This window comes from Ensifer sp. GW821-FHT05G01 (assembly GCF_059419585.1).
The window spans coordinates 473624-485148 of sequence record NZ_JBWKSC010000003.1 but is presented as its reverse complement, the minus strand read 5'-3'; the positions used below and the strand labels follow the sequence as shown (position 1 = coordinate 485148).

General features: G+C 63.1%; 13 protein-coding genes and 1 pseudogene. 8 read left to right on the top strand and 6 right to left on the bottom strand.

What is annotated here, in order from left to right; genetic code table 11:
* Window positions 1–102 precede the first annotated feature (102 nt).
* Window positions 103–1437, top strand: a complete 1335-nt coding sequence (locus AC07UR_RS11125) for a metal-dependent hydrolase family protein (protein ID WP_234941973.1) — start codon at window positions 103–105, stop codon at window positions 1435–1437.
* A gap of 412 nt (window positions 1438–1849) precedes the next feature.
* Here AC07UR_RS11125 and AC07UR_RS11120 read toward each other — a convergent pair whose 3' ends face one another.
* Window positions 1850–2272: a YciI family protein gene (locus AC07UR_RS11120; protein ID WP_115421266.1), complete on the bottom strand. Its 423-nt coding sequence runs from the start codon at window positions 2270–2272 to the stop codon at window positions 1850–1852.
* A gap of 411 nt (window positions 2273–2683) precedes the next feature.
* On the opposite strand from AC07UR_RS11120, the gene AC07UR_RS11115 reads away from it, so the two are divergent.
* Window positions 2684–3265 (top strand): BA14K family protein, encoded by a 582-nt coding sequence (locus AC07UR_RS11115; protein WP_209791462.1) that lies wholly within the window; start codon window positions 2684–2686, stop codon window positions 3263–3265.
* Between the two features lie 237 nt (window positions 3266–3502).
* Here AC07UR_RS11115 and AC07UR_RS11110 read toward each other — a convergent pair whose 3' ends face one another.
* Window positions 3503–3703: a hypothetical protein gene (locus AC07UR_RS11110; protein WP_209791461.1), complete on the bottom strand. Its 201-nt coding sequence runs from the start codon at window positions 3701–3703 to the stop codon at window positions 3503–3505.
* A 375-nt stretch (window positions 3704–4078) separates the two neighbouring features.
* On the opposite strand from AC07UR_RS11110, the gene AC07UR_RS11105 reads away from it, so the two are divergent.
* Window positions 4079–4483: a nuclear transport factor 2 family protein gene (locus tag AC07UR_RS11105; protein WP_209791460.1), complete on the top strand. Its 405-nt coding sequence runs from the start codon at window positions 4079–4081 to the stop codon at window positions 4481–4483.
* Between the two features lie 113 nt (window positions 4484–4596).
* On the opposite strand, the gene AC07UR_RS11100 is transcribed toward AC07UR_RS11105, so the two are convergent.
* The 4 genes from AC07UR_RS11100 to AC07UR_RS11085 all read right to left on the bottom strand — a co-directional run bounded on the left by AC07UR_RS11100 (window position 4597) and on the right by AC07UR_RS11085 (window position 7177).
* Window positions 4597–4857 (bottom strand): hypothetical protein, encoded by a 261-nt coding sequence (locus AC07UR_RS11100; RefSeq protein WP_209791459.1) that lies wholly within the window; start codon window positions 4855–4857, stop codon window positions 4597–4599.
* Window positions 4858–5055: 198 nt separating this feature from the next.
* Window positions 5056–5190, bottom strand: coding sequence for a hypothetical protein (locus AC07UR_RS11095; RefSeq protein WP_255569852.1), 135 nt, complete (start codon window positions 5188–5190; stop codon window positions 5056–5058).
* Between the two features lie 760 nt (window positions 5191–5950).
* Window positions 5951–6418: a tetratricopeptide repeat protein gene (locus AC07UR_RS11090; RefSeq protein ID WP_494700032.1), complete on the bottom strand. Its 468-nt coding sequence runs from the start codon at window positions 6416–6418 to the stop codon at window positions 5951–5953.
* 243 nt (window positions 6419–6661) lie between these two features.
* Window positions 6662–7177 (bottom strand): tetratricopeptide repeat protein, encoded by a 516-nt coding sequence (locus AC07UR_RS11085; RefSeq protein WP_209791458.1) that lies wholly within the window; start codon window positions 7175–7177, stop codon window positions 6662–6664.
* Window positions 7178–7500: 323 nt separating this feature from the next.
* On the opposite strand from AC07UR_RS11085, the gene AC07UR_RS11080 reads away from it, so the two are divergent.
* The 5 genes and pseudogenes from AC07UR_RS11080 to AC07UR_RS11060 all read left to right on the top strand — a co-directional run bounded on the left by AC07UR_RS11080 (window position 7501) and on the right by AC07UR_RS11060 (window position 11509).
* The gene (locus AC07UR_RS11080) at window positions 7501–7911 is read left to right on the top strand and encodes a hypothetical protein (RefSeq protein ID WP_209791457.1); all 411 of its coding nucleotides are present in this window, start codon (window positions 7501–7503) and stop codon (window positions 7909–7911) included.
* Window positions 7796–8947, top strand: a pseudogene (locus AC07UR_RS11075) (terminase large subunit domain-containing protein); the annotation flags it as partial. The gene AC07UR_RS11080 and the pseudogene AC07UR_RS11075, both read left to right, overlap by 116 nt.
* 59 nt (window positions 8948–9006) lie before the next feature.
* Window positions 9007–9453, top strand: a complete 447-nt coding sequence (locus tag AC07UR_RS11070) for a hypothetical protein (RefSeq protein WP_209791456.1) — start codon at window positions 9007–9009, stop codon at window positions 9451–9453.
* Window positions 9454–9455: 2 nt separating this feature from the next.
* A complete protein-coding gene (locus AC07UR_RS11065) occupies window positions 9456–11066 on the top strand; it encodes a hypothetical protein (RefSeq protein ID WP_494700041.1) in 1611 nt (536 codons plus the stop codon).
* Complete coding sequence (locus tag AC07UR_RS11060; RefSeq protein ID WP_209791454.1) at window positions 11063–11509, top strand: GNAT family N-acetyltransferase; 447 nt, start codon at window positions 11063–11065, stop codon at window positions 11507–11509. The genes AC07UR_RS11065 and AC07UR_RS11060 overlap by 4 nt, the downstream gene beginning before the upstream one ends.
* The last annotated feature ends 16 nt before the right edge of the window (window positions 11510–11525 follow it).

Below are 11525 nucleotides of genomic sequence, written 5' to 3'. Positions count from 1 at the left end.
TGTATCAGATCTCTGGAATCGCAGGCGTTGATGAAGGCCACGTTTGTGGCGCACGCATTGTCCCGCGCCGTCGCCGTGTCCTCTTATGCCCGCGCAGCTTTCATGGTGCTGCTATCCAGCAGACGGTGGCTTGCGGCAATTCTCGTGCTTGGGGTCTGCCCGGCGGCATGGGCGGATGATGTGCTCTTCGAAAACGTCCGCATCTTCGATGGGAAAGGAGCGACCTCGCTGTCTGCTCCGTCGAATGTGCTGGTCAAAGGCAATGTGATCGCTCGGATCTCGACAGACCCCGTGGAGGCAGGGGGCGCCCTTCGCGTTGCCGGCAACGGCCGAACGCTGATGCCGGGCCTTATCGATGCGCACTGGCACGCCATGCTGGCGCGGTCCACTCCGGCAGAGTCGTTTGGTGACGTCGGCTTCAACAATCTGGCTGCGGGCGACGAGGCGACGGACACGCTGATGCGCGGCTTTACCACCGTGCGCGACGTGGGGGGGCCGGTGTTCGGCCTCAAGCGCGCGATCGACACCGGCATCGTCGAGGGACCGCGCATCTATCCTTCCGGCGCCATGCTCACCGTGACCAGCGGACATGGAGATTTCCGCCAGATGTCCGAGCTGCCGCGGGTGATCGGTGGCCCGTTCGCCCGGATGGAGCAGGTCGGCGGGGCCATCGTGGTCGACAGCCCCGACGAGGTGCGCTTGCGGGTCCGTGAGCAGCTCATGCAAGGGGCAGCGCTGATCAAGGTGACGGCGGGAGGCGGGGTGTCGTCACCCCACAGCCCGCTCGATGTGACCACCTTTACCGAGCCCGAGCTGCGGGCCGCGGTGGAAATCGCCGACAATTGGGGCACCTATGTCGCCGCGCACGCCTTCACGTCGCATGCGATCAGAATAGCGATTGCAGCCGGCGTGAAGTGCATCGAACATGGTTTTCTGATGGATGAGGAAACCGCCAAGCTCATTGCCGACAAGGGCATCTGGCTCAGCCTTCAGCCGCTTCCCGAGCTGCTGCGGCAAGGCTTTGCGAAAGGTTCGGTCGAGCGGGCCAAGGCGGATGAGGTGTGGCCGGGCATCGGCAGGACCTACGAACTGGCGAAGAAGTACAAGATCAAGACCGCGTGGGGCACCGATGTCCTGTTCTCCCGCGCCTTGGCGCAGCAGCAGGGGGCAATCCTGGCCTCGCTCAAGCGTTGGTACACGCCTGCCGAAGCGCTCACCATGGCGACCGGAACGAATGCGGAGTTGCTGGCGCTATCCGGCCCACGCAATCCCTATCCGGGAAAGCTCGGCGTGATCGAGGAAGGCGCGCTTGCGGATATCCTGCTTGTCGATGGCAACCCGCTGGAGAATCTCGACCTGGTGGCCGATGCCGCCAGCAACTTCAAGATCATCATGAAGGACGGGATCATCTACAAGAACACGCTGGAGCGTCCTTAGTGCGTTCGGGTGAACGCACGGCGCTCTACAACGCCGCGCGTCAAATGTGGCGCGCAAGGGACGCTGTAACGCTTTAAACTTGCTGCATAATTTTCTCCTTCAATCGTTTCCGATTTAAGGAATTGTGCGGTCGCACTTCTATTCCAGGGCATCTTATCCGCTTATCCGCATCAATAAGTCCACTTCATGCGGATGCCCCCGTGAAGTGAGGAATGGCTAAACCCGATTGTCTTTTGGCGCGTGGGTGCGATGAACGCGCTCCAGGCCGGGGAGCGGCCGGGGCTTTCGCCGGATGATCGCCAGATGGTGGCGGCAAGGACGCAGCCGAAACGACGGGGCTCTGCTGCCGGTGTCGACAGCCGGGATTGATGGAATCCCGACTGCCCGAAATGCATTGGGCCGAAACGCCGCCTCAGTTGCCGCCGATGCGTTCGCGCAGGCGGTCGTCGCGCTCGATGATTTCAGGGGTGAGCGCGTCGCCGAAGTCGGCGGCCTCGAAGACCGGGCGGATTTCGATTTCGCTCGGGCCGGGCATCGGATTGGGGCAGCGTTTCACCCAGGCGATCGCCTCGTCCATGTCCTTGACCTGCCAGATCCAGAAGCCGGCGACCAGTTCCTTGGTCTCGGTGAAGGGGCCGTCGATGACGATGCGGCTTGCGCCGTCGAAGGCGACGCGCTTGCCCCTGGACGACGGGTGCAGGCCTTCGCCGGCCTGCATGATGCCGGCATTGACCAGCTCTTCGTTGAACTTGCCCATCGCTTCGAGCAGCTCTGTCGAGGGCATCTTGCCCGCTTCGCTGTCCTCGGTCGCCTTCACCATTACTATCACGCGCATGGTCTTTTCTCCTCTGATCGACAAGGCCAAAGCGGCCCCTCATGCCTAAATGACGAACGGGCCACGCAGGGGCCGACAATCCGCCCAAACTTTTTTCTGCAGGGCCGTAGCGGTATGGACGGCTAGCCCGCGCAAGGCGGTGGCGTACACTTTGCGCCATGCCTTGCCGCGCTGAGGTGGTGTCGCCGATGTGGTCCGGGAAGGCCCTCACGGCAAGATATAGCGACCGCCGCGGCGAGCAAGATATTCGCATCGCAAGATCCACAGGCATGCCGTCGTGGTTCGTCAATGAGACGAGCTGTCGTCGATATCCGAATGTTTTTACATGCTAATATGATGATGAGCGCATTCACCACGGGTTCACGTCCGGGGGGCATAGCTTGCGCCTATTCGAAACGGATAGGTGTCGAGATGAAGAAGATAGGCATTGTGATCCTTGCGGCGGTGACGGCTCTGACGAGCTACACGCCTGCGAATGCCATGCCGGTTGCGGCCGTCCAGCTGCGGCAGCAGAGCGACGTTACGAACGTGCAGTATCGCGAATGGGGCGGCGACCGACATCGCCCTCGGCCGGGCTGGAACCATGGTGGATATCGACCGCGTCCCGGCTGGGACGGCGGGTACCGGCCGCGCCCGGGTTGGGACGGGGGCCACCGTCCACGGCCACACTGGGATGGCGGCTATCGCACGCGGCCGGGCTGGCAGGGCAGCGGCGGCTATCGCTATGGCTGGTACAATGGTCACCGGGGTTATCGCGGCTACCGCGATGGATATCGCCGCCACAATGACGGCTGGTGGTATCCGCTGGCAGCCTTCGGCGCAGGCGCCATCATCGGCGGCGCGATTGCCGCTCCGCCGCGGCGCGTCGAGACCGGCGTGAACCCGCGGCATACAAACTGGTGCTATGACCGCTACCGCTCCTACCGTGCCTGGGACAACTCGTTCCAGCCTTATGGCGGCCCGCGGCAACAGTGCTACTCGCCCTATTATTGAGCGAGACGAAACCCGCCGGTCGGCTGCGATCGGCGGGGTCTTTGTCGGGGCATGCGCGGGGTGCTTCCCGTCCTCGCCGTCAAAGTTGACCTTCGAGCGGCGCCTGCGGCCGGAGGAGTTCCGGTGTCCGTCGGCGAAATTGCCAAGCCGACAAAGCAGCGGTCATGAGCGCGACGACGCGCCGCGGATTGAGGCTCTGCCAGGCGGCATTAACGCGAACGTTCCCCGCGCGACGGCTCACAACGAGTAGCCCTTGCCGTGGCTTGGCGGCGACGGTCTGCTCGTCCGGTTGGGCCCCTTCGCCAGTTCGATTGCGACGGTACCAGCCCGTTCGGCCTTCGCAGGCTTGGCGTTCAGGGTTGAGTTTGGGGGCGTTGCTGCCATGGCGCTCGCCGTCAGGGCGAACGATGCGGCAGCGGCTAGGATGATTGTCTTCATCGCTGTTTCCTTGGTTTCTACACATGGTTTCGGCCCAGGCGGGATTTCGGCCGCGGCGACCCGCCGGAGCGTTGACGCGACGCGGCTCGTTGGACGTACGGCGCGGATGGGCTGCCGGGAATACGGCAGATGCCGTATTTCGACGTGAGGACGGCAGGACGCGGTGCATGTTGGTTAGCGAAGGTTTACCGCTCTGGTCTCGCCGCGTCCCGTGTTCGGGTTCGGACATTTGCCTGGCGTTTGCGCGCCGGCGTGCGCTATCGCAGAGAACTTGGCGCGGACTGCCCGGCCTGGCTCTTGTGTCGATGCCTGGCCGCATCGCAGACATGGGCACGCGCATGAGCGCGCGCGGTCTCAAAAGAAGGCGTGAGGAATATGGCTGATCTTCCTGTCCAACTTGATGACATCCGGGCGCTCGAGGAGGCGCTGCATCGGCCCGAGGTGCGCCGCTCGAGAGCGGCCGTCGAGGCGCTGCTTGCCGAAGGTTTCATGGAATTCGGCGCATCGGGAACGACGTACCATCGCGCAGAGACGATCGAGCTTCTCTGTGAAGAGGATGATGAGCCTGATGAAGGTGAACTTGAGGCGACGGATTTTGCGCTGACGCCGATCTGTTCGGACGCCGTGTTGCTCACCTACAGGACCATTCGCCGGGCGGGTGACGGGTCGCAACGGCAGGCGCTGCGATCCTCCATCTGGAAGCGGACGGCGGGCCGGTGGCAGATGCTGTTCCACCAGGGAACGCTGACATCGGCCACCGTTTCGACGGCCGAGAGCTGAACTTGCCGGCAATGTGAGGGGCGGGCGTGCGATGGCGGAGCCGGGGGGCCGGCTTTGCCACACTGTGGTTCGGGCGTGTCAGATCGGGGTGTCACGCAGAAGGCGGCGTTGCCTCAGTCCTGGTCGGGCAGGGTTTCATCGAAGCGGGTGGCCTGCCGCGACGGATCGCGGTCAAGGGCTTCTTCTTCCGCGTCATCCGGAAGGGCCTCGTCGTTCTCGAGATTTGCCTCGTCGCGGCTCGGCACCGGGGGCACGCGACCCTGGTCTGCCGGCGGCAGGTCGTCACCATCGGGGATCTGATCCGCAGGGACGTCCGGCAAGTCGTTGGCTTCGTTATCCGGAATGAGGCGTGGCTTCAGCGTTGTTCGGGGCATGGTCACATCTCCTTGATCGTAGCCAAGGAGTAAGCGGCAAACGGCCGAATGGTTCCGTATCATGGCCGTGAAAGGTTCGTTCTGGGCGCAGATCAGAGGGTTGGTGGCAGGCTCAGAAGTGACTTGGTGGCGAAGACATGGCTTCGCCCAAGCAGCGGCGGGTGCGCAAGCTGGAGGGTACAGGCACGGCGTGAGCGCCTAGAATTTCAGCGTGGCGTCGTCGTGCTTGGGTGGCGGGTGGCTGTCTCTCTGGCGGCGCATGCCGTAGGCAAGCGCAAGCCCCAGCACGGCGGAACCGATGACAACGGCGAGTAGTGCGAAGAAATTCTCCATGACATTCTCCTCCCGGAAACGATGATAACACAATCGGACGCGTGCAACCAAATACCTGCACGTTATCCCTAACCGATAAGCAGTGCCGGCGAAGGCTCATCCGAAAGGGGCAACGAAGGTGGCGCTTGAGTTGTTCCGAGCAGGTTGGAAATGTCCGGCGAGATTTGAGGATGGCTCGCTGCGGATGCGTGGTCGCGAAATCCCAGCATGGGGCGAACGGCAGCGTCTGCGAGCGTCGCCGGTCAGTGAGGTGGCGGTGCCAGTTCTCGTGGACGGCGCAATCTCAAGGATTCGCTCGATGCGCCCCGGCATTCAACGCCTGATGTCGGCAAGCCAAAATCGCGAGAAAGCGGCGACCTCACGCGCCTTTGATGACCCAGTGGCCGGGCAGGCGGGCGCCACGAAAAAAAAGAACGAAACTAGAACAAATCTTGCTCGAAGGGGTTGCCATTCTACCGGAGCCGGGCTAAGGATATTACAGGATGGTCGTTTCGTAATCGAAGCGGCCTTTTTCATTTTTGGAAGGCACGAGCCGGTCGATCGCGCTCCGGCCGGTTGCAGCCCGCGGCTGTCCATCCAGATCTGTGTGTGTGTGCGTCTCTCTCTCTCTCTCTCTCTCTCTCTCGAATTAGCCGACGCGCCTGACGCGCCTGACGTGCTTCTCGGCTTCTTGGGAGGGCGTGCCCTGTTCGCGTCTTGTCGTTGCTGGAAGGACCGCCGTACGCGTTTGCGCGACGTGGATAATGTCGCCAGGCGACGCTTATCGTGACGTCGTTTCTGCGAGGTGACGCAAGCGTTCAGCAACGCGAAGACGTTGCTCCTCGGATAACTTCCGTAAGACCGATTCGTAATAGGCACCGACAAAGTCGAGGCCCTCGGGACGACCGCCTGCGCGGAAGTACGAACGGGATATCCAGTAGGCAGCTTCTTCCAGATCAGCCTCCACGACGCCGCCAAGTTCGTAGGAGACGGCAATCATTAACTGCGCACCGTGATGGTCCCGAAGGGCCGCGCTATACCACCAGCGGAACGCCTCCTTGGGGTTGCGCTCGACGCCTAGCCCCTCGTGGTAAATCGTGGCCAGCCGCCCTTGAGCGCCGATGTGGCCGCCGCGCGCAGCCAGCCCATTCCAGTAGTAGGCGGCAGCCAGGTTTTCTTCGATATCGCCGAAAAAATGCTCTCCGAGCGCCGCTTGTGCGTCGACGTTTCCGCCCTTGGCGAGTTTCATCAGTCTCGGTGCTATGATCGTGGCGCCTGGCGGCGGCGGATCGGCCAACACAGGCCGTCGACGGGCCTTCCCGGCGAAAATTGCACGCAGCCACGTCCATAAGTGCTGGATCATTCGTCGTCGCTGCTCCTATCGGGGGCAGTTGATTGATGAAGGTAGGTCAAAGCCATGTTGCTCAGCTTCAGGGGGCTGAGACCGCGGGTTAATGTCGATAACTCTGCCGACGCGGTGTCGCTCGTCTGCTCAGCTGCGGCGTCCATCAATCTGTTCTTCTTCCGATATCTCCAGCGCCTGCGGCGACAGGCTGTCTGCGGGTGTTCCTTTGGCCGCCCCCCGGGGCCTCCCGCGAGGATCGAGTGCCGCCCGGAAGCCGGCCGGCGCCGTGTTCAGGTCGACACCACCGTCATACTGGTTGTGCCTGTCGATTGCTTGGCGGGCAACATCATGACCCTTGTGCGCCGCGCTGCGCCACCAGCGAAGCGCCTCCTGCGGGTCAGGCTCGATGCCGAGGCCCTGGTGATAGATCGTTGCGAGGCGGGCTTGTGAGGCGGCGTGGCCTTGGCGGGCAGCCTGTCCGTTCCAGTGGTAGGATGCGGCGTAGTTCTCCTCGCGGCCATCGTTGAAATAGATTTCCCCCAGCACCGCCTGGGCGTCGAGATTTCCTGAGGTGGCGAGTTCGAGCAACCTTGGCGAGACATTTGCGGCGGACAGCCGCGGCGTGAAAATGGTCTTCAACCTTCTGACTGCGTTTTGGATCATCAGACACCCGTCTTATTCATCGGCATAATTCCTCAAAATCGGGACGATAAAATGGATAAATTATGCTGTAACTTGAACGCTTTATCTCTCCAACTCACCTGTCTCATCCGGTGTGAGGCGCCTTTGGCCGCACCGGGTGCCGCGAATGCGCGGCCTGTAAATTAGTATTGGTGACATAATACAACCTAAGGTCAAGTGGGTCTGCGCAATTTCCCGTGGATATCGGAAGGCTGTTGCCCGTTTGCCGCTTGCTGCGCGCGCGGATGCCTGAGCGACTTTAAAGAGCTTTGCGGTGCCATCGGTGCTGCATGGGAGTCCTCCTCATGAGTATCGGAAAACCAGCCAAGGACCCGAAGACGGGGCGCTTCCTGCCGCGCGAGCCGCGGGTTGGAACCCCCATCGGGGCGGGAGCACCTGCGCGAACGCGCGCCCGCAAGGCGGTGCGCTCCAAGCTCGGCGAGCTCTTTCTCGACGATATGCTTTGCGCCTGGGAGAGCCGGGGGGCAGCGGCGATCCACGCGCTGATCGAAAAGAGCCCGCACGATTTCCTGAAAGCCGTGGCCTCGCTGATGCCGAAGGACGTGACAGTCAATGTCAACCAGATCGGGGAGATGACGGATGAACAACTCCTCGAGCGCATCCGCAAGCTCGACGCCAAGATCAAGCCTTTCCTCGCTGCTCAGGGAGCGGATGGAGCTGGCGATGGAGATCGGGCGGCGGCAGAACACGAATAGGCTGCGCTATTATCGGCCCTATGCCAGGCAGACTGTCTTTCATGAGGCGGGTGCGACCTTTCGCGAGCGGCTGTTCATGGCCGGAAACCAGCTCGGCAAGACCCTGGCAGGGGCCGCGGAAGCGGCGATGCACCTGACCGGAGACTATCCTCATTGGTGGGCGGGCGGACGGTTCGACCGACCGATCACGATGATCGGCGGCTCGGAGTCGCACGAGCTGACACGCGATGGCGTGCAGCGGCTGCTCGTCGGCCCGCCAATGAGCGAGGAGGAGTGGGGCACCGGCTATATCCCGAAGGCGGCAATTGCCGGCTGGACGCGCAGGTCGAGCGCATCGGGCGCGCTCGACAGCGTGACGGTGCACCATGCTTCGGGCGGCACCTCGACGTTGCTCCTGAAGGCCTACGAACAGGGCCGCGCCAAATGGCAGGCGAACACGGTGGACTATGTCTGGTTCGACGAGGAGCCGCCGGAGGACGTCTATTTCGAAGGCATCACCCGCACCAATGCGACCGGCGGCTCGGTCGCCGTGACCTTTACGCCGCTGAAGGGCATGAGCTCGGTGGTCAGCCGCTATCTGCTGGAGCCTTCCGACGACAGGACGGTGGTGACGATGACGATCGACGATGCCGAACATTACACGCCTGAGGAGCGGGCGAAGATCATCGCCAGCTACCCGGCGCATGAGAAGGAAGCGCGCACCAAGGGCGTGCCGACGCTGGGTTCGGGCCGGATCTTCCCGGTGACCGAGGAGCAGGTCCGCATCGACCCGTTCGAAATCCCGAAGCATTGGGTGCAGATCGGCGGGCTCGACTTCGGCTGGGATCACCCCTTTGCCGCCGCGGCCTGCGCCTGGGACCGCGACGCCGACGTCTTCTACGTGACCAAGGTTTACCGCGAGCGCGAGGCGACGCCGATCATTCATGCGGCGGCATTGAAGCCCTGGGGCGTCTGGCTGCCGTGGTCTTGGCCGCATGACGGCCTGCAGCACGACAAGGGCTCGGGCGAGCAGCTGGCGGCGCAATATCGCGGGCAATGGTGGCGCTGGCGCAGGAGGCCGGAGACGAGATCTCGCGCCGAAGCGACTGGCAGCGCATGCTGAAGCAGCATTTCGTGTTGACCCTGCCGCAGGGCCTGCCGATGGACTACCAGCGCCTGACACCCGGCGGCGCTGTCCGCACCGCCACCGGCAGCTTCTTTCGGCCGATCACCAACAGCTCGCAATGGGCTGTGATTGCCGCGGCCGCTCCCGCGCAACCCTATTTCTTCATCAGAGACAACCAGCTCCTGCTGTCTCCGGCTTCTGCCGGCCCTGGCGCCATCGTCGACTACGTCTCCAGAAACTGGGTGCTTGGCGATCCCTTCGAGGAGCGCGACACGCTGAAGGCCGACGACGACCGGCCGCTGTTTGCCGAGCGACTGCTGGCCAAGGGCATTGTCTGGCGATGGAAGCGCCAGAAGGGGCTGCCCTATGACGACAGCCTTGCCGAATTCGAGGCCGACCTGATCCAGGAGATCAACGCCGACCGGGGGGCAACATGAGAATGGAGGTGAGGCCCGGCCGGACCGGGCAGAGCAACCGCGGGGCGGTCGCCATCGGGCGCCAGCAGACATCGCAGCCGATCACGTTTCCCGCGCCCAAGAACGGGCTGGTGACGACGGCAGACATGGCCTCGCAGCAACCGAGTTCGGCGACCGTCTTGCGCAACTTCCTGCCGACGCTGGTGGGTTGCCGCATCCGCGGGGGCTCGCAGAAACGCGGCAAGGCGCTCGACGGCGGCACGATCCGCAGCGCGTTCAGATACAAATACGGCGCGCTCGAAAAGCTGTTCATGGCAACCGATACGGCAATCTACGACATGACCTCGCCGGCAGCGCCGCCGGCGACCAAGGCGGCAGCTACGGGCGGCCTGACAAGTGGCGACTGGTGCACCTTCCAGCACACCAATTCCGGCAACTCCTTCCTCATCTGCCTCAATGGCGCCGATCAGCGTCGCGTCTATAACGGCAGCACCTGGGCGACGACGCCGGCGATTACCTTTACCGACGCGACGACGGCGGCGCAGCTGAACTACGGCTGGCTTTTCAAGAACCGGCAGTTCTTCCTGAAGAACGCCACGCTCGATGCCTACTATCTGCCGGTCAATTCCATCGGCGGGGCGGCCGCGGTGTTTCCGCTGGGCGGCGTGATGAAAAAGGGCGGTTCGCTCCTGACCGGATTTTCCTGGTCGCTCGAGAGCGGCGATGGCCTTTCTGATCTCTGCGTGTTCGTCTCGACCGAAGGGGAGGTGGCAGTCTATGCGGGCTCCGACCCCAGCGACGCCAACAGCTTTGCATTGAAGGGCGTCTACCAGATCGGCCGGCCGCTCGGCAAAAATGCCTGGATCCGCGCCGGCGGCGACATCCTGATCGCCACCAGCGACGGCCTGACGCCGATCTCGCAGGTGTTTCAGCGCGACCGGCAGGCGCTGAGCCAGGTGTCGGTGTCGCGACCGATCGAAGACGACTGGCGAAGGGCTGCAAATGCAACGGGTGCCGGCTGGGTGGTGAAGCAATGGCCGGAGCAGAACCTGGTCTTCATCGCCTTTCCGGCCAACGCCATGGTCAGTGACACGACTTTCGTGCTCAACGTGCTGAACGGTCGCTGGTCAACCATCAGCAATTGGCAGGCGACCTGCTACGAGACCCTGCAGGGCGGCCTGTTCTTCGGCTCGCTCAATGGTCTTTGCTGGCAGGGCGATACGTCGGGCACGGATGACGGGCTGACCTTTACGGCCGCGTACCTGTCGCAATTTGCGTCCGCAGGCCAATTCGGCCAGCGCACGACAGCAACCATGGCGCACATGTATTTCCGGGCGAAATCCGAGCCGAAGGTTCGTCTCTTTGCGCGGGCCGATTTCGACAAGGCGATCCCGAGTTTTACCGCCGTCACTGCCGGCGATGCCAGGTCATCCGAATGGGACGTGGGGCTTTGGGACGTCGGCGTCTGGGACGGGGTATCTCAGCAGCAACGCTACAGCTTTCGCCAGAACGTGCGGGCAGCCGGCGACATGCTTGCGGTCGGTTGCGTGATCACCTCGGGCGGGCCGGCAAAGCTTGATCTTGAGGTTGACCTTGCGACACTGCAGGTGGCAGCGGGCGAGGCGAGCACATGACCATCATTTGGGGTGGCGCCGGCAACCCGGCGGCAAACCAGGCGATCGCTGATTTCGTCGCCGGCCACATCGACGGCTGCGAGCGCGGTTTTTCCGACTTCACCAGCTTGGGCGTGATGGAAGACGACATGCTGATTGCCGGCGTGGTCTTTCACAATTATGCGCCGGAAGCGGGTGTCATCGAGCTTTCTGCTGCCGCAACCAGCAAGCGCTGGCTGACGCGGCCGGTGTTGAAAGCGATGTTCGGCTATCCGCTGGATGAGATCGGCTGCCAGATGGTGGTGCTGCGCGTGTCCGAGCACAATTCCGGCATGATCGCGATCGCCAGGCGCTTCGGCTTTGACAGCCACCGCGTCCCGCGGCTGCGCGGGCGCGACGAGGCGGAAATCATCTTCACATTGACCGACAACGACTGGCGGGCACATGCCGTCAATCAAAGGTAATCAACATGGGCAAAGG